Annotated in this window: 16 protein-coding genes and 1 pseudogene; 10 read left to right on the top strand and 7 right to left on the bottom strand. The window is 56.9% G+C overall.

Annotation, left to right across the window (positions count from 1 at the left end; all coding sequences use genetic code 11):
* The 5 genes from AC0T7J_RS11965 (at position 1) to AC0T7J_RS11945 (ending at position 3811) form a co-directional block, all read left to right on the top strand.
* Complete coding sequence (locus tag AC0T7J_RS11965) at positions 1 to 804, top strand: MetQ/NlpA family ABC transporter substrate-binding protein (protein ID WP_473794596.1); 804 nt, start codon at positions 1 to 3, stop codon at positions 802 to 804.
* Positions 797 to 1585: a methionine ABC transporter ATP-binding protein gene (locus AC0T7J_RS11960; protein ID WP_473794407.1), complete on the top strand. Its 789-nt coding sequence runs from the start codon at positions 797 to 799 to the stop codon at positions 1583 to 1585. Before AC0T7J_RS11965 ends, AC0T7J_RS11960 begins: the two co-directional genes overlap by 8 nt.
* The gene (locus AC0T7J_RS11955) at positions 1573 to 2241 is read left to right on the top strand and encodes a methionine ABC transporter permease (RefSeq protein WP_473794405.1); all 669 of its coding nucleotides are present in this window, start codon (positions 1573 to 1575) and stop codon (positions 2239 to 2241) included. Before AC0T7J_RS11960 ends, AC0T7J_RS11955 begins: the two co-directional genes overlap by 13 nt.
* A gap of 369 nt (positions 2242 to 2610) precedes the next feature.
* Complete coding sequence (locus AC0T7J_RS11950) at positions 2611 to 3213, top strand: NAD(P)H-dependent oxidoreductase (RefSeq protein ID WP_473794404.1); 603 nt, start codon at positions 2611 to 2613, stop codon at positions 3211 to 3213.
* Positions 3203 to 3811, top strand: a complete 609-nt coding sequence (locus tag AC0T7J_RS11945; RefSeq protein ID WP_473794402.1) for a TetR/AcrR family transcriptional regulator — start codon at positions 3203 to 3205, stop codon at positions 3809 to 3811. Before AC0T7J_RS11950 ends, AC0T7J_RS11945 begins: the two co-directional genes overlap by 11 nt.
* Positions 3812 to 3897: 86 nt before the next feature.
* Here the strand turns inward: AC0T7J_RS11945 and malG are convergent, their stop codons facing one another.
* The 3 genes from malG to malE all read right to left on the bottom strand — a co-directional run bounded on the left by malG (position 3898) and on the right by malE (position 7710).
* Positions 3898 to 4788, bottom strand: coding sequence for a maltose ABC transporter permease MalG (gene malG / locus AC0T7J_RS11940; RefSeq protein WP_010247369.1), 891 nt, complete (start codon positions 4786 to 4788; stop codon positions 3898 to 3900).
* Positions 4789 to 4938: 150 nt separating this feature from the next.
* Positions 4939 to 6462 carry a maltose ABC transporter permease MalF gene (gene malF / locus AC0T7J_RS11935; protein WP_473794401.1) on the bottom strand — a complete coding sequence of 508 codons (1524 nt, stop codon included), beginning with the start codon at positions 6460 to 6462 and terminating at the stop codon, positions 4939 to 4941.
* A 57-nt stretch (positions 6463 to 6519) separates the two neighbouring features.
* Entirely contained in the window at positions 6520 to 7710 is a 1191-nt protein-coding gene (gene malE / locus AC0T7J_RS11930) for a maltose/maltodextrin ABC transporter substrate-binding protein MalE (RefSeq protein WP_473794399.1), read from the bottom strand.
* A gap of 362 nt (positions 7711 to 8072) precedes the next feature.
* Here malE and malK point away from each other — a divergent pair, with 362 nt between their 5' ends.
* The 3 genes from malK (at position 8073) to malM (ending at position 11568) form a co-directional block, all read left to right on the top strand.
* A complete protein-coding gene (gene malK / locus AC0T7J_RS11925) occupies positions 8073 to 9182 on the top strand; it encodes a maltose/maltodextrin ABC transporter ATP-binding protein MalK (protein ID WP_031594250.1) in 1110 nt (369 codons plus the stop codon).
* A gap of 43 nt (positions 9183 to 9225) precedes the next feature.
* Positions 9226 to 10527, top strand: coding sequence for a maltoporin (locus tag AC0T7J_RS11920; RefSeq protein ID WP_033760237.1), 1302 nt, complete (start codon positions 9226 to 9228; stop codon positions 10525 to 10527).
* A gap of 102 nt (positions 10528 to 10629) precedes the next feature.
* Positions 10630 to 11568 carry a maltose operon protein MalM gene (gene malM / locus AC0T7J_RS11915; RefSeq protein ID WP_473794397.1) on the top strand — a complete coding sequence of 313 codons (939 nt, stop codon included), beginning with the start codon at positions 10630 to 10632 and terminating at the stop codon, positions 11566 to 11568.
* Between the two features lie 316 nt (positions 11569 to 11884).
* On the opposite strand, the gene malQ is transcribed toward malM, so the two are convergent.
* Entirely contained in the window at positions 11885 to 13960 is a 2076-nt protein-coding gene (gene malQ / locus AC0T7J_RS11910; RefSeq protein ID WP_473794396.1) for a 4-alpha-glucanotransferase, read from the bottom strand.
* Positions 13961 to 13968: 8 nt separating this feature from the next.
* Positions 13969 to 16371 carry a maltodextrin phosphorylase gene (gene malP, locus AC0T7J_RS11905; RefSeq protein WP_473794394.1) on the bottom strand — a complete coding sequence of 801 codons (2403 nt, stop codon included), beginning with the start codon at positions 16369 to 16371 and terminating at the stop codon, positions 13969 to 13971.
* A gap of 283 nt (positions 16372 to 16654) precedes the next feature.
* Between malP and malT the strand changes: the two genes are divergently transcribed.
* Both malT and AC0T7J_RS11895 read left to right on the top strand, forming a co-directional pair.
* Positions 16655 to 19357, top strand: a complete 2703-nt coding sequence (gene malT, locus AC0T7J_RS11900; RefSeq protein ID WP_473794392.1) for an HTH-type transcriptional regulator MalT — start codon at positions 16655 to 16657, stop codon at positions 19355 to 19357.
* A gap of 509 nt (positions 19358 to 19866) precedes the next feature.
* The gene (locus tag AC0T7J_RS11895; RefSeq protein WP_473794391.1) at positions 19867 to 20046 is read left to right on the top strand and encodes a con-10 family general stress protein; all 180 of its coding nucleotides are present in this window, start codon (positions 19867 to 19869) and stop codon (positions 20044 to 20046) included.
* Positions 20047 to 20928: 882 nt separating this feature from the next.
* Here AC0T7J_RS11895 and AC0T7J_RS11890 read toward each other — a convergent pair.
* Positions 20929 to 21486 carry a diguanylate cyclase gene (locus tag AC0T7J_RS11890; protein ID WP_473794390.1) on the bottom strand — a complete coding sequence of 186 codons (558 nt, stop codon included), beginning with the start codon at positions 21484 to 21486 and terminating at the stop codon, positions 20929 to 20931.
* 373 nt (positions 21487 to 21859) lie between these two features.
* A pseudogene (locus AC0T7J_RS11885) lies at positions 21860 to 22060 on the bottom strand (MFS transporter); the annotation flags it as partial.
* Positions 22061 to 22161: the final 101 nt, after the last annotated feature.

Genomic DNA, 22161 nt, shown 5'->3' with positions numbered 1-22161 from the left:
ATGATTAAAAAGCGCTTTCTGGCCCTGGCCGGTCTTTCACTGCTGATTGCCCAGAGTTTACAGGCCGCGCCGCTGCGCGTAGCGGCCGATCCGCTGCCCCATGCGGAAATCCTGGAGTATGTCAAAACCCTGGACCCGAAACTGGATCTCAAAATTGTTGAGCTGAGCGGGGGCGTGAATGCCAATGAGCTGCTGACCGCCGGGGATGTGGATGCCAACTACTTCCAGCATTTGCCCTACTTAAAAGATCAGGAGAAAGCGCTGGGGAAAACCTTTGCCGTGGTTGCCAGTGTGCACATTGAGCCGCTGGGTATCTATTCGCGTAAGGTGAAAAGTTTAGCGGCGCTACCTGAAGGGGCCAGCATTGCGGTACCGAACAATACCACTAACCTGAGCCGCGCACTCTGGCTGCTGCAGGACAAAGGGGTGATCAAGCTCAACGCGCAGGGTGAAACGGGTTCGACGCTGGTGACGCCGAAAGATATCAGTGAAAACCCGAAGAAAATTAAGATCGTTGAGATTGAGTCGCCGCAGCTGCCACGCTCGCTGGATGATGTGGATGCCGCAATTATCAACGGCAACTACGCGCTGGAAGCAGGTCTGACCCCGGCGAAAGATGCGCTGGGACTGGAGTCTGCAGCACATAATCCCTACGCCAACCTGCTGGTAACGACGCCAGAACTGGCGAAAGATCCCCGCGTGTTACAGCTGGCGAAAGATTTGCGCTCGCCGCAGGTAGCGGAGTTTATCCGTAAAAATTATCAGGGCTCAGTGATTCCGGTCGCGGACCAGCAGCATGATTAAACTCAGTCATCTCAGCAAACAGTATCCTGGCGCATCTGCGCCAGCGTTAGACGACATCTCACTTACCATCGAAGAGGGGACTATCTTTGGCATCCTGGGCCGGAGCGGAGCGGGAAAAAGTACATTATTGCGCTGCCTCAATCGGCTGGAGAGTCCCACCAGCGGCCTGATTGAAATTGACGGGCAGGATCTTGCCGCGATGAGTCTGGCGCAACTGCGTCAGCAGCGGCAGCAGATGGGGATGATCTTCCAGCACTTCAATCTGCTGCATTCGCGCAACGTGCAGGACAACGTCGATCTGGCGCTGGAGATTGCCGGTGTTCCTGCAGCTGAACGCCGCGAGCGGGTCGCAGCACTGCTGAAACTGGTGGGGCTGGCCTCCTTTGCGGCGGCCTGGCCGTCGCAGCTCTCCGGTGGACAGAAACAGCGCGTCGGCATCGCCCGCGCGCTGGCCGCCCGACCCCGTTATCTGCTGTGCGATGAGGCGACCAGCGCGCTGGATCCCGAAACCACCACCTCGATTCTCGATCTGCTGTCCGATATTCAGCATCAGCTCAATATCACCATGGTATTAATCACCCATGAAATGGCGGTGGTGAAGCGGATTTGTGACGGGGCGGCGCTGCTTGAGAATGGCCAGCTGGTTGAGAGCGGCAGCCTGAGCCAGATCATGGGACGTGAAGAGGGACGCCTGCGCAAAATGCTGCTGAAGGATGGTGAAGCTGACCGGGCATTTATCGAAAAATATCAGCGCGAGGCGTTAACCCGATGCGTAGCATGAGTAGTGAGCGGTTTCAGGAACTGCTGCTGAACGCCACTGGCGAAACACTGTACATGGTGTTGCTGGCGGCCCTTTTCACGGTCGCGATAGGGCTGCCGGTGGGCGTGCTGCTGTTTCTGACCCGGCCAAAAGGCATTCTGCCCAATCGCGTAATTTCACTGCTGCTGAATACGCTGGTAAATACCGGACGCGCCTTGCCGTTTGTGGTGCTGCTGATTGCGCTGATCCCCTTTACCCGTCTGCTGGTCGGCACCACGCTGGGTAGCACGGCCGCCATTGTGCCGATTACGCTGGGTGCATTTCCCTTTTTTGCCCGCATCGTGGAGAACGCGCTGGATGAGGTCGACCGTGGCCGCATAGAAGCGGTGGTATCAATGGGCGGTACCCTGTGGCATATCGTCAGCCGTGTGCTGCTGCCGGAAGCGCTACCCGCACTGGTGGCGGGCATTACCCTGACGATTGTGATGCTGATTGGTTTCTCAGCAATGGCGGGTGTGGTTGGCGGTGGCGGACTGGGCGATCTGGCAATTCGCTACGGTTATCAGCGCTTCGATAACCAAATCATGGCGGCAACCATTGTGGTGCTGCTGGCGCTGGTGATGCTGATTCAGAAACTCGGCGACCGGCTGGTGCGCTCGCTGGCATATCGTCGATAAGGAGCAACCCTGTTTCGCGTGATGTCGCCACAAGGCTATCTGCAACGGCCAGGGCTGCGGGCCGGGGTGGGAGAAATTATCCGGCCGCTTGCCTCTCATATTCACATCCTCACCTCGCCGCGCGCCTGGCAGGCGGCGATTAAGCGGACAGGGTGAGAGAGATTGCGCAGCAGATCCCTTTCCCCTCCGCCAGCCTGACGCATCTTCCCTTTACGTTCGATCAGCATCTGCTGGAGCAGCCCTTGCTGGCGACGGCTTCGTTTAAACAGTAAGTGCGGTCAGCGAATCGATCAGACGTCACTACTTGCTAACCTACCAATAGTAACTTACCTTTAGTAGCTTAATGGCTAATCAGGTAAGGTGACGACGATGCATGCATTAATAGTGACTTCCCATCCCAATCAGGACGCCCACACCCACCGCGTGGCGGACCAGCTGGCGCAGGGCATTATCGCGACGGGCCACCATACGGTGGAACAGGGCGATCTGGCAGCAGAAGGGTTTGATCCGCGTTTCACGCTCAGCGATCACAGACATTTCAACGGTCTGGTGCCGACGCCGCCCGATGTGCTGGCAGAACAGCAGCGGCTGGATCGTGCCGATGCGCTGGTGCTGGTCTATCCGGTCTACTGGTGGTCATTTCCGGCACAGCTTAAAGGCTGGATAGACCGCGTCTTCATCGCGGGCTGGGCCTTTGATGAGCAGGATGACCATATCGTAAAACGCCTCGGCCATCTTCCCGTGCATCTTGTTGCGATCGGCGCGGCGGATACCCGAACCTTTCTGCGGCGCGGCTATTTCGCCAGCATGCGGAATCAGATCGATCACGGCATCTTTGACTATTGCGGCGCGCCTGTGGTGACCAGTGAACTGTTGCTGAGCGGCGATGAAGGTTATCCTGAGTCACACTATCAGCTGGCGCATCAACTGGGCCAGCGTCTGTTCGCCCATCAGGAAAAACATGACCGTTGAAAAAACACCCCGTAAGCGTCTGTCACGCGAGGCACGACGCAGGCAGTTATCAGACGTCGCGTGGCAGATAATGCAAACCGAAGGCAGCGAGGCACTGACGCTGGCCAGAGTCGGCGACGCGGCGGGGGTCAGTAAACCGGTGGTTTATGACCATTTCACCACCCGTCATGGGTTGCTGGCGGCATTGTATGACGATTTTGATCGTCGCCAGACCGAAAAGATGGAAGCGGCGATGAATGCCGCGCCGATGGTGATACAGCAAAAAGCGGAAGTGCTTGCGGCCTGTTATGTGGATTGTGTGATGACGGAAGGGCGTGAGATTCCTGAGTTGCTGTCAGCGCTCAGCACCTCACCGGAACTGGCTGCTGTCAAACGCCACTACCAGCTCGACTTTATCGCCCGCTGTCAGCGCTGGTTTGCCCCTCTGGCAGGCAGCAGCGGTATTCCGGCAGCAGGCATGTGGGGCTTGCTGGGGGGCGCGGATGCCATCGCAGGCGCGGTGGCACGCGGCGATGTCAGCAAACCGGAAGGAGAGCAGGCGATCTCTGCCATGGTCGTGGCGCTGGTGGCAGGCAGCCGTGCGTCGGAATCGGATTAGCATAAAAAAGGCGGCCCGCAGGCCGCCGAATCCTTCAACCACAACAGGCGTTGTGTAAGTAGTGGCAACGTACAATGATGATCGTTTTAGCCTTTCACCCCGCCTGCGGTTAAACCGCTCACCAGCCAGCGCTGCGCCAGCAGGAAAACCAGGGTGATCGGAATAGCAGAGAGCACCGCCGCGGCGGCGAAATCGCCCCACAGATAGTTCTGCGGATTGAGGTACTGCTGCATCCCGACCGCCAGGGTGTAGCTGTTTACATCGCGCAGCAGCAGCGAGGCGACCGGTACTTCAGTCACCGCGGCGATAAACGCCAGAATAAACACCACCGCCAGAATCGGCACCGACAGCGGCAGCAGCACCAGCCGGAACGCCTGCCACGGCGTCGCGCCATCCAGCGCGGCGGCCTCTTCCAGTGACCCGTCAATGGTTTCGAAATAGCCTTTGATGGTCCAGACATGCAGCGCGATACCGCCCAGATAGGCGAAGATCACCCCACCGTGGGTATTCAGCCCGATAAAGGGCAGATACTGGCCGAGACGATCAAACAGGGCATAGAGCGCCACCAGCGACAGCACCGCCGGGAACATCTGGAATATCAGCATCCCTTTCAGCAGACTGGCACGGCCGGTAAAGCGCATACGGGCAAACGCATAGGCGCAGGTGGTAGAGAGCGCCACAATGCCCAGCGCACTGATAGCGGCAATCTTGATGGAGTTCCATAACCAGAGCAGCACCGGGAAGGGCGGCGGTGTTACCCGGCCATCCGCGTGTTCCACGCTGAAACCCAGCGCCAGCCGCCAGTGCTCCCACGAGATCTGCTCCGGGATCAGGCTGCCGGTGGCGAAGTTCCCGGCACGCAGCGAAATCGCAATCACCATCAGCAGGGGAAAGAGAATCGCCGCGATAAATAACAGCAGCAGCAGATGCGTGGTGAACAGACGCAGCCGTTGCGATTTGGGTTGTACCATAGCCATAACAACTCCTCAGAGCCTGGTCCATCAGGCTATTTTATTTGTCAGTCTGAACCCGGGCAGTGCTCACAATCCTCACCTCCCAGGTTCCGGTTGTTCCGCGCTCTTTGCGTCCGGACTGCCTGCAACCATGACGCCTGTCGGGCCAGGCGCTTAGTCGAATTTCATCCGCGAGGCTTTCAGGTTAATCACCGCCAGCGCACCCACCAGCAGGAAAATCAGCGTGGCAATAGCGGCGGCCAGCCCAAAGTCCTGCCCGCCGCCGCCTTCAAAGGCGATGCGCCAGGTGTAGTTCACCAGCAAATCGGTGTAACCGGCTGGCGTGGTGGTGCCGAGGCGATCCGGCCCGCCGTTGGTGAGTAACTGCACCAGCACAAAGTTATTAAAGTTAAAGGCAAAGCTGGCAATCATCAGCGGCATCAGCGGTTTCAGCAGCAGCGGCAGGGTAATCAGGAAGAAGTTCTGCAGCGGCCCCGCACCGTCCATCGCCGAGGCTTCATAGAGATCATCCGGAATCGCCTTCAGCAGGCCCATGCAGAGGATCATCATGTAGGGGTAGCCGAGCCAGGTATTGACGATAATCAGCATGGTGCGCGCCAGCGTCGGGTCGCTGAACCAGGCGGGCTTCACGCCAAACAGCGCGCTGAGCATCACGTTGATTTCACCAAAGCTCTGGTTGAACAGTCCTTTGAAAATCAGGATCGAGATAAACGCCGGTACGGCATAGGGCAGAATCAGCATCACACGATAGACTGCTTTGCCGCGTAACGCCTCCCACTGCACCAGACACGCCAGCACCATTCCCACCGCGACGGTCAGCACCACGGTGATCAGCGAGAAGAGTAGCGTCCAGCCAAATATCGCCAGGAACGGCTTCTGAATCCCTTCGTCAGTAAACACCCGCACGAAGTTTTTCCAGCCGGTATTCACGGTAAAGCCGGGGCTTAACGTTTCGTTCGCCCAACTGCCGTCGGCGTTAATGGCCTGATAGAAACCAGTTTGCGGGTTAGCGCGATAATGCACGCCGCTCTGCTGGTTGGTCAGTTCATCCTGCGCGCCAATCCGATAGAGCGGCTGGGTGCCGGAGAACTGGCGCAACGAACTCATTCGCAACTGACGGCCATCCGGCAGTTCAGCCCGGATCTGGCTCAGTGCCTGACGGTTGGTCGTGATCGCTCTGAGGTTCGCCCGTTCGCCTGCGGGCGGTGCGGCAGGGGCCATTTTCAGGGTCTGTTCAGCGCCAAACTGAAACGGCGGTGAAACATAGTCTTTGCCATCATTCAGCACTAAATGCCAGCGATCGCCGGCCGGGAACAGAGAAAAACTGACTGCTTCACCCGACTGGAAGGTGCGGCCCAGCAAAACCTGCTGCGCCCGTTCAAAGGTGAGCTGGTTGCTGCTGCTGTAGTTGGTAAAGGCAATGGCAATCGTGCAGGCGAGAGGGAACAGCACAAACAGCGCCATTCCCGCCACGCCGGGATAGACATAACGCCACGCATACGCGCGACGGTTAGCAAAAATCCACAGTCCGGTCGCACTGAGGATCAGCGTCAGCAACGCAAACAGATATTCGCCCTGCGCGTACATCAGCACCAGCAGATAGCCGACCAGCAGACAGCAGATCCCGATGAGAACGCTTTTCAACAGCACACTGCGCGTTTTCGGTTTTCCTGACATGATGCGGTTTTCCTTAACGGTCACTCAAGCCGGGTTGCCCCGGCTGCAAGGGGAGAATTACTTCTTCAGACGGGCCTGAGCATCTTTCAGTGCGGCGTCGACGCTCTGACGACCGCCCAGCGCGTTCAGGGTAGCGGTGCGCATCGCATACCAGAATGCCGCCATCTGCGGGATATTCGGCATGATGTCACCCTGACGGGCGTTGTTCATGGTGGCGGCGATGCGCGAATCTTTTTCCAGCGTCTGCTGGAAAGATTTCAGCGCCACGGCACCCAGCGGCTTATCTTTGTTGACCGCATCCAGACCGGTGTCAGTCAGCAGATAATTCTCCAGGAACTCTTTCGCCAGCTCTTTGTTAGGACTGGCGGCGTTGATCCCGGCACTCAGCACGCCGACAAAGGCTTTCGACGGTTTACCGTTCAGCGTTGGCAATTCGGTGACGCCGTAGTCGATACCGCTCTTGTCGAGGTTGCCCCACGCCCACGGACCATTAATGGTCATGGCGGTTTCGCCCTTGTTAAAGGCGGCCTCAGCAATCGAATAATCGGTGTCCGCATTCAGGGTTTTGGCTTTAACCTGATCGACCAGGAACTGCATGCCCGCTTTAGCCCCGGCGTTATCGACGCCGACATCCTTCACGTCATAATGTCCGTCGGTGAGCTTAAAGGCGTAAGCCCCGCCTGCGGCCAGCAGCGGCCAGGTGAAATAGGGCTCCTGCAGGTTAAACATGATGGCGCTTTTGCCTTTGGCGCGCAGTTGCTTGTCGAGACCGGCAATCTCTTCCCAGGTTTTTGGCGGGTTCGGCAGCAGCTTTTTGTTGTAGATCAGTGACAGCGACTCAACGGAAATCGGATAGCCAATCAGCTTGCCGTCGAAGCGCACCGCGTCCCAGGTGAACGGGAAAATCTTCTCGCGGAAGCTGGCATCCGGCGTCACCTCAGCCAGCAGGCCCGACTGCGCGTAGCCGCCAAAACGGTCATGCGCCCAGAAGATAATATCCGGGCCATCGCCGGTCGCCGCGACCTGCGGATACTTCTCTTCCATTTTGTCAGGATGCTCGACCGTAACTTTGATACCGGTCTCCTGCTCAAATTTCTTACCCACTTCGGCAAGACCGTTGTAACCCTTGTCACCGTTAATCCAGATGACCAGTTTACCTTCCTCAATTTTTGCCATCGCACTGGCTGAAAAGAGCACGGCAGAGAGGGCAGAAAGGGCCAGAATTCTTGCTCCGGTTTTCATCGTCATAAATCCATCCTGTTAGCGGAAGAGGTGAATGCTGTACCGGCATCATTGTGCTTATCCGCCAGGGCTTCTCATCCTCCTCTGTTCTACGCCCCTCGGCCTGCCGCTGTGATCGCGCTGGCAAAAAGCCCCTTAAGCGGGCGTTTACGCGGTAAAAATTCCTGCGGGTCTGCGTTAGCGATCACAAAAAAGCGCGGCAGCGTGCGGCCCGCGGCGTCAGCCCGCGTTTCTCCTCCTCCCGCCTCCTCCCCCAGCAGATTGCGTTGTGGCGGAGGATGTTACCGTTTGTTTCCTCTCGCATAGTGAGCCCCGGAACCCGTCTGCCGCTGTGCAGACACGACTATGCAGCTAAGAGGGAAGGGATCATGGCGAGCGTTGTGTTACGCAATGTCACGAAAGCCTGGGGCGATACGGTGGTGTCGAAAGATATCGATCTCACTATTCGTGAAGGGGAATTTGTTGTTTTCGTCGGCCCATCAGGCTGTGGCAAATCGACGCTGCTGCGCATGATTGCCGGACTGGAGACTATCACCAGCGGCGAGCTGTTAATCGGCGACCGGCGCATGAATGAAGTGCCGCCTGCCGAACGCGGCATCGGCATGGTGTTTCAGTCCTATGCGCTCTATCCCCATCTGTCGGTGGCAGAGAACATGTCTTTTGGCCTGAAACTGGCCGGGGTGAAAAAAGCGGAGATCCATCAGCGGGTCAATCAGGTGGCGGAGATCCTGCAACTGGCGCATCTGCTCGATCGCCGGCCTAAAGCCCTCTCTGGCGGGCAGCGTCAGCGCGTGGCGATTGGCCGCACGCTGGTGGCGGAACCGCGCGTCTTCCTGCTGGATGAACCACTGTCGAACCTTGACGCCGCGCTGCGCGTTCAGATGCGGATCGAAATCTCCCGTCTGCATAAGCGCCTCAAGCGCACCATGATTTACGTAACCCACGATCAGATCGAAGCGATGACGCTGGCCGACAAAATCGTGGTGCTGGACGCCGGACGCATTGCGCAGGTCGGTAAGCCGCTTGAGCTGTATCACTATCCGGCCAACCGCTTTGTCGCCGGATTTATCGGCTCACCAAAAATGAATTTCCTGCCGGTCAAAGTGACCGCCACCGCCATCGATCAGGTTCAGGTACGGCTGCCGAATCAGCAGCTGGTCTGGCTGCCGGTTGACAGCGCCGGTGTGCAGGTCGGCAGCAACATGTCACTGGGTATTCGCCCGGAACATCTGCTTTCCAGCGATATCGCCGACGTCACCCTGGAAGGGGAGGTGCAGGTGGTGGAACAGCTGGGGCATGAAACACAGATTCACATCGAGATTCCCGCTATCCGTCAAAACCTGGTCTACCGCCAGGAGGACGTCGTGCTGGTAAAAGAGGGCGCCATCCTCGGTATTGGCCTGCCGCCCGAGCGTTGTCACCTGTTCCGCGAGGACGGGAGCGCGTGCCGCAGGCTGTATCAGGAGCCGGGTGTATAGCCCTGCCAAAAACAATAAAAGCAATGACCTCAGGAGATAGAAAATGTTAACTCTGCGCAAACTTCCCATCGCCGTTGCCGTCGCGGTGGGAACCCTCTCCGCCCCGACGATGGCGGTTGATTTTACCGGTTACGCCCGTTCCGGCATTGGCTGGACCGGCAGCGGTGGTGAACAGCAATGTTTTCAGGCCACCGGCGCTCAAAGTAAATACCGTCTGGGCAACGAATGTGAAACCTACGCCGAACTGAAGTTAGGCCAGGAAGTGTGGAAAGAGGGCGACAAAAGCTTCTATTTCGACACCAACGTGGCTTACTCCGTGGCACAGCAGAATGACTGGGAAGCCACATCGCCCGCCTTCCGTGAAGCCAACGTAAAAGGTAAAAACCTGATCGACGCGCTGCCAGGCTCTACCATCTGGGCCGGTAAGCGTTTCTATCAGCGTCATGACGTCCATATGATCGACTTCTACTACTGGGATATCTCGGGCCCAGGTGCCGGTCTGGAAGATGTCGATCTCGGCTTTGGTAAACTCTCTTTCGCCGCAACCCGTTCATCTGAAGCGGGCGGCTCTTACACCTTCTCCAGCGATCGTATCCGTGACTTCGCCACCAGCACTGCCAACGACGTGTTTGATGTGCGTCTGGCCGGTCTGGAAACCAACACCAACGGCGTGCTGGAGCTGGGTGTCGACTACGGTCGTGCCAACGCCCGTGACGACTATCGTCTGGAAGAGGGTGCCTCTAAAGATGGCTGGATGTTCACTGCTGAACATACCCAGAGCATGCTGAAAGGCTACAACAAATTCGTGTTGCAGTATGCCACCGATGCGCTGACCTCACAGGGCAAAGGCGTGCCGCAGGGCACCAGCCTCAACAATAATGGTGACATGTATCGCATCCTCGACCACGGAGCCATCTCGCTGGCGGAACGCTGGGATCTGATGTACGTCGCTATGTACCAGAACATCGATCTGGACAACAACCGCGGCACCGAGTGGTACACCGTAGGTGTACGCCCGATGTACAAATGGACGCCGATTATGAGCACGTTGCTGGAACTGGGCTACGACAACGTCAAATCGCAGCAGGCTAACGAGCGCAACGGCCAGTACAAAGTGACGCTGGCGCAGCAGTGGCAGGCGGGCGACAGCATCTGGTCACGTCCGGCTCTGCGTCTGTTCGCGACCTACGCCAAATGGGATGAAAAGTGGGGTTACAACAAAGATAACTCCGGTGATCTCACCACCTTCGCCTCTGCGGACACCAGCGGCAACGGCATCCTGACCAACAGCCGTGGTAAAGACGATGAAGTGACCTTCGGCGCGCAGATGGAAATCTGGTGGTAAGCCAGCACCTTTTCTGACAGGCGCGCCTGCGCCTGATGGATCTCTTTGGTCGCGGTGTGCCATTGCCTGGTTCACGCCGCGACCTGCAATAAGGTATGCAAAATGAAAATGAAAAAACTGGCTGCACTCTGCCTGAGTGCAGCGTTACTGACAGGACACGCGCTTCCCGCCCTGGCGGATGTCAATCTGGTGCCGCAGGATCTCTCGTCCGCACCGGTCGTGGCACCCGAGACACTGCAACGCCTGAGCTGGCAACCGCTGGCTGCTTCTCAGACACAGACCACAAAACTTGCTAACAGCGGACAGACGCTGAATGCGCCCCACATTGCCGGTCCGGTCGCGGCCTACAGTCTGCCCGCCAATATCGGCGAACTGACGCTGACGCTGAGCAGTGAAGTGGCGAACGGTCAGGTTTTCGCACCGAACGTGCTGGTGCTGGATGAAAACCTGCGTCCTGCGGCCTGGTTCCCCAGCCGCTACTTTACCTATCAGAAGCCGGGCGTGATGGCGGCAGATCGACTGGAAGGGGTGATGAAATTAACCCCGGCGCTGGGTCAGCAAAAAATCTACCTGCTGGTGTTCACCACCGACAGCGATCTGACAAAAACCACCACGCTGCTTGACCCGGCCAAGGCCTACGCCCAGGGCACGGGTCATGCGGTACCGGATATCCCCGATCCCGTCGCCCGCCACAGCCGGGAAGGGACAATCAAGCTGAAGATGCAGACCAGCGCCGGTTCATCCATTCTGGTCGGGCCGCTGTTTGGTTCATCCGGCCCGAGCGCGGTGACCGTCGGCAACACCGCACCGGCGTCCGCGTACAGCGCAGCACCGGCGCCTGCACCCGCAGCAGCGCCCGCGCCAAAAGCCCGTGCGGAACCGATCATGAGCGACACCGAGAGTTACTTTAACCAGAAGATCAGACAGGCGGTGAACAGCGGTAATATCGATAAGGCGCTGAAACTGCTGGATGAAGCCGAGCGGCTGGGTTCCACCTCTGCCCGGCAGACCTTTATCAGTAGTGTTAAAGGCAAGGGGTGAAGCTACCCCGACAATACTGATGTTGTTCCATCTGGTGCGCTGCGGCGCACCTTTTTTTGTTGCAGAGAACCTGATTGCAGGGCATTGCTGTTAAAGCAATCTCAGGATTGGGCGAAGATAAATTCTTAAGTTCATCAAATCCTGAACAGAATCCGGTTTGTGTTTCAGACGCTCGTACTCAGGGATATCTTATTACTGCTTAGCGACGTTGATTACAGTAGCAGCGTGCGAGCCGTTGCCGGCCCGCACGCTGTAATAACTGAAAATCATGTAAAACAGGCTGCGTCAGAGACGAATCTGAGTCGCGCGTTAACCTTCAATCGCGCCGTAGTCGCTTCCGGCGTGCCGTCAGATCACGCAGCAGCGTGTCAGTGGCAGGATCGCTGAACAGCGTTTCCAGTGTGGCGCTGAGCTTGCGTCGCCAGTTCGGATATTCATCGCTGGTGCCCGGAATATTGACCGGCGCCGCCATATCCAGCCAGTCCTCCGGTTGCAGTCCCAGCAGGGCGCTGTCACTGTCAGCCAGATAGCGCTGCATCGCCCGGTTTAATGCCTTGCTCATGCCGGTGCGACGTGCATCGCGTCCGGCACGTTTCGGCAGGGCACCAGCGCGATGCAGACTCTGCAGCAGCGCCTGCTTTGCCCGCAGCCGATCCTGATACAGCCCGGCCAGCACCACCTTGTCGGGATAGAGGCCGAGTTGCGCGCCGGTGGTCAAATCATCGCTCTGCCACCAGCCACGCAGCGTCGGAAGATCGTGAGTGGTCGCGACCGCCATTGCCTGCCGTGGCCATTCGGCGGGCGGGCGAAAAGCCTGGGCAGACTCCTGCTCAAAATAGAGCACCTTATAGGAGTAGACCCCGCCGTCCCGCAGCTTATCGACAATCGCTTCCGGCACCGTACCAAGATCTTCGCCAATTACCATGCAGCGATGACGCTGACTTTCCAGCGCCATAATCGCCAGCAGATCGTCGATGGGATAGTGCACATAGGCACCGTGCATCGCGCTTTCACCGGCCGGAATCCACCACAGCCGCATTAGCGCCATCACATGGTCAATGCGCAGTGCGCCGCAGTGGCGCATGTTGGCGCGCAGCAGGGCGATCCATGGCTCCCAGGCGCGCTGACGCATCACCTGCGGATCCATCGGCGGTAATCCCCAGTCCTGGCCGCGCGGGCCGAGAATATCGGGCGGCGCACCGATGCTGGCATCCATGCAGTAGAGATTGCGCTCGCTCCAGGTCTCTGCGCCACCCTGCGCAACACCCACCGCCAGATCGCGGTAAAGGCCAATCGGCATCTGCTGCTGCTGGCACATGTCCCAGCAGTCAGCAAACTGCTGTGCGGCCAGCCACTGTAGCCAGAGCCAGAAGCGCACCTGATCGGCGTGCTGTTTTAAAAAGGTCTGTACGGCCGGGCTGCCGGGATCCTGCAACGCCTCCGGCCACACCGGCCAGCCCCAGCGCTCGCTATCCTGCGCTATCTGGTCGGCGTGCAGCGCATCAAACAGCGCCTGATGCCGAAGACTCTCGCCTCCTTCACGTATAAATCTATTAAACGCCTGCACCTCGGGATCGCTGGCGTCACGCTGAGTAAACTGCGGCCACGCCAGCCTCAGCGCCTGAATTTTCAGCCGGGTCACCGCCGCATAATCCACCCATTCTGCTGCGCGAGCCTGCTCCAGCGCCTGCTCTGTTTCCGGACGTTGCCACCAGGCCTGAGCGGCAGCGCTCTGCCGGAAATCAGTGACTGCGCCCACGTCGATGTAGAGCACATTGAGCCAGCGCCGGGACGAGGGGCTGTAAGGGCTGGCACTCTCCGGGCTGGAGGGAAACAGCGCATGGATAGGGTTAAGACCGATAAATGCGCCGCCGCGTGCAGCGAGCTCCGGCAGCATCCGGCGCAGATCGCCAAAGTCGCCGATTCCCCAGTTATCCGCCGACCGCAGGGTATAGAGCTGCACGCAGGCGCCCCATAATGACTCACCTGCCAGCAGGGCCGGGGGTTCATAACAGCGGGCCGGGGCAATGATTATCCGGCACGACCACTGCTGCGCGCCCTGTTGCAGCGTCAGCTGATGATAGCCTTCAGGAAGCGGCGGCAGATGCAGCGGCTGAGCGGGCTGGCAGCGACCTGAGCTGATTTCGCCCGCTTCACTGGTGAGATGCCAGTGGGCATCGTCAGCGAGCTGTGGCGACAGGCTCAGCAAATCGCCGCTGCGAAAAATCACCACCGGTGGCAGCGGCGTGCTCAGCGGATGAGAAGGCTGCATCACCGCCAGCAAACGCTGGCGGGTCAGGGTCGGGATCGCCTGTGGCTTACCGTGAGCATTGATATACTCAGCAGCGATGCCCGCCCGGGAGAAATCGTCCATAACCAGATCTGTTTTCATGGCGTTCCTTAGCGTTTCGCTTGCCAGATGCGCTGCTGGTAATCGCGTATAGCGCGATCGGAGCTGAACATGCCACAGCGTGCGGTATTGAGGATGGTGGCACGTGTCCAGGCCTCCTGATCGCTCCACAGCGCTTCTACCTGCGCCTGAGCGTCAAGATAGGGCTGGAAGTCAGCCAGTACCAGATAAGGATCACCGCCTTCCGGGCCGAGACTCTGCAACATCGCATCAAAGGCCTGGCAGTCGCCCTGGCTGAAGGTGCCATCTTCCAGCGCCTGTAAGACCTGATTGAGCTGCGGATCTTTCTTGCGCCACTGCGCCGGAGCATAGCCACTGGCTTTTAACGCCACCACCTGTTCCACGGTATGCCCGAAGATAAAGATGTTCTCACTGCCAACCTGCTCAGCGATCTCAACGTTCGCTCCATCCAGTGTGCCGATGGTCAGTGCGCCGTTCAGCGCCAGCTTCATATTCCCGGTGCCGGACGCTTCTTTACCGGCAGTGGAGATCTGCTCGGAAAGGTCGGCGGCGGGAATCAGCCGCTCGGCGACGGAGACGTTGTAATCGGGAATAAACACGACTTTCAGACGGTCACCGATGCGGGGATCCTGATTGATCACCCCGGCCACTTTGTTGATGGCATAGATGATGTTTTTCGCCAGTGCATAGCCGGGCGCGGCTTTGGCACCAAACAGCACCACGCGCGGCGTCCGGTTAGCCTGCGGATCGGTGACCAGCGTCTGCCACAGCGCAATGATATGCAGCAGGCTCAGATGCTGGCGTTTGTACTCATGCAGTCGTTTGATCTGTACGTCAAACAGCGCAGTGGGGTCAATCTCAATGCCGGTCCGCTGTTTCACCCAGTGCGCCAGCGCGACTTTGTTCTGCTGCTTAATGGCGCGATATTCCGCGCAGAAGGCGGCGTCATCCGCAAAGGCTTCCAGCCCCTGCAAGGCATCGAGATCGTTCAGCCAGGGTTTTTGCAATGTCCGGGTGATCAGGGCACTCAGCGCCGGGTTGCACTGATTGATCCAGCGGCGCGGTGTAATGCCGTTGGTCACGTTGTGGAATTTCTCCGGCCACATCTGGTGATATTCCGGGAAGAGATCCTGCACCACCAGTTTCGAGTGCAGCGCCGCCACGCCGTTGACCGCGAACCCGCTGGTCACGCAGAGGTTCGCCATCCGCAGCTGGTTATTATGCACCAATGCCAGTCTGGCCCACTTCGCGTCATCGTCCGGCCAGCGCGCCGTGACGGCCGTTTTTAGCTGCGCGTTCAGGGTATTGATGATCATCATATGGCGCGGCAGCAGGCTGCGCACCAGCCGCACATCCCAGCACTCCAGCGCTTCCGGCATCAGAGTGTGGTTGGTATAGGCAAAAGTGTGCTGCGTGATTTGCCAGGCGCGATCCCAGCTCAGATGATGCTCATCCAGCAGCAGACGCATCAGCTCCGGGATGGCCAGCGTCGGATGGGTGTCATTAAGCTGGATCACTTCATGATCGGCCAGGGTTTCGATGCTGCGTCCGGCCTGATGATGGCGACGCAGAATGTCAGCCAGCGCGCAAGCGCACTGAAAATATTGCTGCATCAGACGCAGTTTTTTACCGTTCTGATGATTGTCATTGGGGTAGAGCACTTTAGTCAGTTTTTCAGCATCAATACCCTGTTGTTCTGCGCGCAGAAAGTCGCCGTCGTTAAAGCGACTGAGGTTGAACGGCTGGGCATGTTTCGCCTGCCAAAGACGCAGTGGCTGGCTGATACCATTCTGATAACCCACCACCGGCAGATCCCAGGCTTCACCGAGCAGTTCAAACGCTGGTTGCCACTGTGGCTGACCCGCAACCGTCACCACTTTACCGCCCAGTCCGACACGCACGTTAAGCGCGGCGTTATGGTTAAACCACGGGTAGCGATCGCGTTGCCAGTCATCCGGGCCTTCAATCTGCGCGCCCTGTTCGAAGCGCTGCCGGAACAGACCGTACTGATAGTTCAGACCGTAGCCCGTCGCGGGCTGACCCACATTCGCCATGGAATCCAGGAAACAGGCAGCAAGACGACCCAGGCCGCCATTACCCAGCGCCGGATCGGTTTCGGTTTCCAGCACATCAGTGAGTGAAATATCCCAGGCGGCCAGGGCCTCGTTGACCGCGTCATACCAGCCCAGGTTCAGCAGGTTGTTGCCGGTCAGGCGACCGATCAAAAACTCCATCGACAGATAGTTAACATGGCGCAGTTCTGCCTGAGCCGGGGGAGCAGGCTGCGCGGCCAGCATATCGGCCAGCGCACCGCTGAGTGCCTGCCACCACTGTGTTGTGGTCATCTCCTGCGCATCGCGCAGGCCAAAACGCTGCCACTGACGGGTCAGGGCCGCATTGAACTGAATCGGGTTGAAATCGGGCTGTGTCATGGTTGATGTCCTGTAAAAACGGAAAATGGGTCAATGTGGCGACAGTCTGCCCGCGCGGAAACTCTCGCTCATCCTCCTGCAAAGAATTAGCGCAGGAGGATAGGGAGGGTGGAGAGGATGAGGCTAATCCGAAATCGCTGGAGGAGTGTGATTGCGCACGCTTTTGTAAAGTTTAATTAATGGGTTTGCTTGCATTCATCAGACGAAATGCTGAACCTGTGTAAGGAATAATTACGAAGCGTAAAATAATGATGCGCTCGACATAATGGAGAAACGCGCGCCCATGTTAATACCCGCTAAACTCAGCCGCCCGGTGCGTCTTGAAGGCACCGTGATTCGGGAGAGATTGCTGCAAAAGCTCACCGCTGCCGGTAACTATCGGCTGGTGCTGGTCACCAGTCCGGCGGGCTACGGTAAAACCACCCTGGTGTCGCAGTGGGCGGCAGGGAAAAGCGATCTGGGGTGGGTTTCTTTAGATGAGGGCGATAATCAGCCTGAGCGCTTTGCCGATTACCTGATTACTGCATTGCAACAGGCCACCCACGGTGGCTGTCCGCGCAGTGAACTGCTGGCGCAGAAGCGGCAGTATGTCAATCTTAATGCGCTGTTTTCTCAGCTCTTTATTGAGCTGGTGGAGTGGCAGCAGCCGCTGTGGCTGATCGTTGATGACTACCATCTGATCACCAATCCGGTGATCCACGACGCGATGCGCTTTTTCCTGCGGCATCAGCCTGAAAATCTGACGCTGATTCTGATGTCACGTAATCTGCCGCAGCTCGGTATCGCCAACCTGCGGGTGCGTGAGCAACTGATTGAGCTGGGCAGCCAGCAGCTGGCTTTTACCCACCAGGAGGCGCGACAATTTTTTGACTGCCGACTGGCGGCCCCGCTGGAAAGCGAAGAGAGCGGCCGACTCTGTGATGATGTTGCGGGCTGGGCCACTGCGCTGCAACTGATTGTACTGTCGGCGCGACAGGGTGCCAGTTCGGCTCAGCATTCTGCACGGCGTCTCTCCGGCATTAATGCCAGCCACCTCTCCGATTATCTGGTTGAAGAAGTCCTGGATAACGTCGATCTGCCTACCCGCCATTTCCTGCTGAAAACCGCGCTGCTGCGTTCAATGAACGATGAGCTGATCGCCTGTGTCACGCGCGAAGAGAACGGCCAGATGCGGCTGGAAGAGATTGAGCGTCAGGGTCTGTTTCTGCAGCGCATGGACGATTCCGGCTGCTGGTTCAGCTACCATCCGCTGTTTGGTAACTTCCTGCGTCAGCGCTGTCAGTGGGAACTGGCGGCGGAACTGCCCGCACTGCATCGTGCTGCGGCAGAGAGCTGGATGGCGCAGGGCTTTCCCGGTGAGGCGATTCATCATGCGCTCGCCTCTGGTGACGCCACCATGTTGCGGGACGTGCTGCTGAAGCATGCCTGGACGTTGTTTAATCAGAGCGAGCTGCCGCTGTTGGAGAACTCTCTGAAAGCACTGCCTTGGGAGATGATGCTGGAAAATCCAGTGCTGGTGCTGCTGCAGGCGTGGCTGATGCAGAGTCAGCATCGCTTCTCTGAAGTCGACAGTCTGCTGGCGCGTTTTGAACAGGCCAGCCGCTGTGAGATCGATGCCGCACTGCGCGGTGAGTTTAATGCGTTGCGCGCTCAGGTGGCGATTAACGATGGCAATACCGATGAAGCGGAGCGGCTGGCGAAAGTGGCGCTCGACACACTGCCAGCCAGCCGTCACTACAGCCGCATCGTGGCAACCTCGGTGCATGGCGAAGTGATGCACTGCAAAGGCGAGCTGGATGATTCCCTCAAACTGATGCGGCAGACCGAACAGATGGCGCGGCGTGATGAAGTCTGGCACTACGCCCTCTGGAGCCTGATTCAGCAGAGCGAGATCCTGTTTGCTCAGGGCTTTTTGCAGGCCGCCTATGAGATTCAGAGCCGTGCCTTTGTGCTGGTTGAGGAGCAGCATCTTGCGCAGTTCCCGCTTCATGAGTTTCTGCTGCGCATTCGCGCTCAGTTGCTGTGGGCCTGGGGACGACTGGAAGAGGCGGAGCAGGCGGCCCGGGAAGGCATCAAAGTGCTGAATGGTTTTCAGCCGCAACAGCAGATTCAGTGTCTGGGATTGCTGGTGCAGTGCTCACTGGCGCGTGGCAATCTGGATAACGCTCGTAGCTATCTTAACCGGCTGGAAAACCTGCTGAACAATGGCAACTGGCACAGCGACTGGATCGCCAATGCCGATAAAGTCCGGGTGATTTACTGGCAGATGACCGGTGACAGCCAGAATGCCCGCGACTGGATGCGGCAGACGCCTAAACCCGCCTTTGTCAATAACCATTTTCTGCAGGGACAGTGGCGGAACATCGCCCGCGCGCAGATCCTGCTGGGTGATGTCAGTCAGGCGGAAGTGGTGCTGGAGGAGCTGAATGAGAATGCCCGAGCCCTGCGCCTGATGAGCGATTTAAACCGTAATCTGCTGCTGCTGAATCAGATCTACTGGCAGACCGACCGCAAAGCGGAGGCGCAGCGTGTTCTGATCGAGGCGCTGAAGCTGGCCCGCAGCACCGGCTTTATCAGCCATTTCGTGATAGAAGGCGAGATGATGGCGCAGCAACTGCGGCAATTGATTCAGCTGAATACCCTGAATGAGCTGGACAGCCACCGTGCGCGACGCATCCTGCTGGAGATTAATAAATATCACCGTCACAAATTCGCCCATTTTGATGAAGGCTTTGTCAGCCGTTTGCTTAACCATCCTGACGTCCCGGAGCTGATCCGAACCAGTCCCCTGACGCAGCGTGAATGGCAGGTGCTGGGATTGATCTATTCGGGCTACAGCAACGATCAAATCGCCGGTGAGCTGGCAGTCGCCTCTACCACCATCAAAACCCATATCCGCAATCTCTATCAGAAGCTGGGCGTCACCCATCGCAGTGAAGCGATGAATCAGGTGCAGTCGCTGCTGAAAATGATGGGATATGTCTGAGGAGATGCATCTGTGCGGGCGGGCTACAGCCCGTACATGCTGAAGTGAAACCTGACGTAAAAGCGTATTGAGAAAAACGCCAGTCCTGGCCCAGCCTGTGTTATCAAACCGCAGAAGGGTTAAACGGGGCTGTACAGGCAGGCTTTCGGGTAGTACGCCAGCTATAGACTTACCGGGTGAATATCAGCGGCACCTGATTACCGACATGTCCGTAGGCTGATTTTGCCGACACGGAAAAATGCTGCGGCCGGGTTCCCTATTTATTTTTACCGCCTCGTTAAAAGTTGCTGATGATATATTTATATGTCTGCAAAGAAATTTTTTAAATAAGCGTGGCGGCAACAGAGACTGGCTTCGTTTAATTTATCGCTTCGTCTCTAAATTTTTTTTTGCATTATCAGTTGGAGTATCTATGCTTATTTACTGAATGGTGACTGACGGCCATGTTGTATTGTCATTTGCCATTTACGCGGAAGTTAAAATTACTTACTGATTAAAGAGAGGTATTTATGACTGAACATCGCGGTGGTTCTGGTAACTTTGCAGAAAATCCTGAAAAAGCCTCTGAAGCGGGCAAAAAAGGTGGACAAAACAGCGGCGGAAACTTCGCCAACGATCGTCAAAAGGCGTCTGAGGCCGGTAAGAAAGGTGGCGAAAACAGCCACGGCGGCGGACGTAAGAGCGATTGACGCAGTATAACGGTTGATGGATAACTGTACCTGTGGAATCTACCCCCCTGATTTCCGGATCTGCATTTATTCATCCGTTAATACCGGCGTCGCAGGCCGGGCAGTATTAAACACTGCCCGGCCTGTTACTTATTTTTTTATTTATGATAGCTGGTCGGCATTTATTATTATTCCGGCATCTGAACAAAACTTATCCGTTCTTCGTATTCCGCCTTTCCCCGCTTATCTTTTCATTCAACTGATACTCTTTTTCGTCATAAACTCTATCTGTCGTTCTGCGTGAACTTACCCCAGGGTGATATTTGCCTCTTTCATTGTCTTCAATTTTCTGAAAACGGCAGGCTATCGTGGCATACCTCAGCTTTCGCTTTTTGCGTGAGAGTTAGTCTTCTGACGCGGGTACCGGCATCGGGTGACGTGACTTTTTACGCTGATGCGCCGGCTCTTCGGGTCACGATGAAATTCACTGTTCCGCTTTGACTCTGCCGTTCTGCTGTATTCAGGGCATCTTGTTACGCCCGCCTTTACCGATACATTGAAGGAGACGTCCTGGCATGTCCGCTTAACCGCCAGCGCACCGTGATAGGTTATCTGCGTCTCCTGCGAAAGGGGAATCTGCCTGCAGTCATGGCGGGTTGACGTCGCTTATAGACAGGATGGAATGCCTGCGGTGCCGGTGATGCATAAGACACCAGGGTCAGCTGCACCAGATACACTCAGGACCGGCGCATCCCCGTGTTTCCCGGAGTCATTCGGGCACGGAGGTTCTCTGTTGCTGAAATAGCCGATCACGTATTACGTCAGACTGGAGTCGTGCCGGTGATCTTATTGCGGGCAACGTATGCAACTCAGCATGCGGCATTTTACTGAGTGTTTAAACGGTTAACGTGCATGTTTTGCTGCTTTTTTTGAACGCCGGTACTCTTCAAGGTAAGGCAATACTTCCAGCACAAAAATACCTGTAAGCACAGCCACGATGTAGCCTGTTGGCAAAGGATCTGTCCTTAGTTTCAGTTCAAAACGTGCTGGCTCGTCTCCGAAACCAAACAGTGCCAGAAACTGTGGCCAGTGTCGTGAAATGACCAGCAGCAGCGCCATAAGAGGAACCATTTCCAGGAAACTGTGTACATGCTGTTCAATCGGGGAAACCCGCCTTGCAGTCACGGCATAGCTGACATCCCACAGCGCGGTCGCTTCATGACAGAAAAACAGCACAATCATAAATCCAATAACCAGCGCATTCACATCCAGGAAGAGTGCTGAAAGCAAAGGAAGCCCCATCTCCAGAAACATCAGGATATGGATATAGGTTTCCTTGAGTCCGGTTGTCTTTTCAATATCCGTCGCCCGGTGACAAAGCCAGTCGGTGAAACCGGCAATAAGCCAAACGGGAAGAACAAAATAAAGTAGCAGCAACATCTGAGGATCGAAATTAAGCATTAAACGTTACCTGTATACCTGAAACTGGAAAGCATAGGATCCATGCGATGATGTGCAAGCAATTAAGCGAAAGATCCAGCGCTGCAGTAAATTAATCATGGACTGGCAGGGCGCCGTTATTCAGCAGGGAGCAGGCTGACCACTTTTTCTTGCAGGAAGAGATATTACCTGCAGTGCTAACGTGGCAAGATTTCAGGCGATCAACATATTCCGTTCCGCTTTCTTAAATCTTCCGCAACCCGTCAGTACAGACATCCGTGCGCCCAGAAATAACTCTGAAACTAAACCAGATGCATTCAGGGCATATTCATTATTATGATGAGTTTTAGTCTTTCTCTATGGCTGACTGAAATATTACGCATACAGTTAAGTAAACAACGGTTCCCACCATAAATACTGAAAGGCCGCCCAGTACCCGTTTCTTGCGCCCGAAACGATCTGCAAGCGGACCAACAACCAGCTGCGCCAGAGCAAACGTGATAAAAAAGCTCGATAGCGTCAGGCCAGGCTCGCGTGATGACACGCCTAACTGCTCCCCGATATCAGGAAATGCGGGAAGGATAATGTTAGCGTTATGGCGCTAGCGCGTGACTTTAAGTCCACAAGATCAGTCGGGAGGAATCGCTCCGTCTCATGCCCTGCATCGGGGTCTTATGTAAGAGAAGTAACCTGTCC

The sequence above is a fragment of the Pantoea sp. E956-1 genome, from assembly GCF_982223955.1.
Note: the sequence above shows the minus strand (reverse complement) of the source record. Positions and strands in the feature narration are given on the sequence as shown.

What these genes read in the sequence shown, in the direction of transcription:
- AC0T7J_RS11965 (WP_473794596.1), top strand. Translation starts at nt 1, where the DNA reads ATGATTAAAAAGCGCTTTCTGGCCCTGGCCGGTCTTTCACTGCTGATT.
- AC0T7J_RS11960 (WP_473794407.1), top strand. Translation starts at nt 797, where the DNA reads ATGATTAAACTCAGTCATCTCAGCAAACAGTATCCTGGCGCATCTGCG.
- AC0T7J_RS11955 (WP_473794405.1), top strand. Translation starts at nt 1,573, where the DNA reads ATGCGTAGCATGAGTAGTGAGCGGTTTCAGGAACTGCTGCTGAACGCC.
- AC0T7J_RS11950 (WP_473794404.1), top strand. Translation starts at nt 2,611, where the DNA reads ATGCATGCATTAATAGTGACTTCCCATCCCAATCAGGACGCCCACACC.
- AC0T7J_RS11945 (WP_473794402.1), top strand. Translation starts at nt 3,203, where the DNA reads ATGACCGTTGAAAAAACACCCCGTAAGCGTCTGTCACGCGAGGCACGA.
- malG (WP_010247369.1), bottom strand. Translation starts at nt 4,788, where the DNA reads ATGGCTATGGTACAACCCAAATCGCAACGGCTGCGTCTGTTCACCACG.
- malF (WP_473794401.1), bottom strand. Translation starts at nt 6,462, where the DNA reads ATGTCAGGAAAACCGAAAACGCGCAGTGTGCTGTTGAAAAGCGTTCTC.
- malE (WP_473794399.1), bottom strand. Translation starts at nt 7,710, where the DNA reads ATGACGATGAAAACCGGAGCAAGAATTCTGGCCCTTTCTGCCCTCTCT.
- malK (WP_031594250.1), top strand. Translation starts at nt 8,073, where the DNA reads ATGGCGAGCGTTGTGTTACGCAATGTCACGAAAGCCTGGGGCGATACG.
- AC0T7J_RS11920 (WP_033760237.1), top strand. Translation starts at nt 9,226, where the DNA reads ATGTTAACTCTGCGCAAACTTCCCATCGCCGTTGCCGTCGCGGTGGGA.
- malM (WP_473794397.1), top strand. Translation starts at nt 10,630, where the DNA reads ATGAAAATGAAAAAACTGGCTGCACTCTGCCTGAGTGCAGCGTTACTG.
- malQ (WP_473794396.1), bottom strand. Translation starts at nt 13,960, where the DNA reads ATGAAAACAGATCTGGTTATGGACGATTTCTCCCGGGCGGGCATCGCT.
- malP (WP_473794394.1), bottom strand. Translation starts at nt 16,371, where the DNA reads ATGACACAGCCCGATTTCAACCCGATTCAGTTCAATGCGGCCCTGACC.
- malT (WP_473794392.1), top strand. Translation starts at nt 16,655, where the DNA reads ATGTTAATACCCGCTAAACTCAGCCGCCCGGTGCGTCTTGAAGGCACC.
- AC0T7J_RS11895 (WP_473794391.1), top strand. Translation starts at nt 19,867, where the DNA reads ATGACTGAACATCGCGGTGGTTCTGGTAACTTTGCAGAAAATCCTGAA.
- AC0T7J_RS11890 (WP_473794390.1), bottom strand. Translation starts at nt 21,486, where the DNA reads ATGCTTAATTTCGATCCTCAGATGTTGCTGCTACTTTATTTTGTTCTT.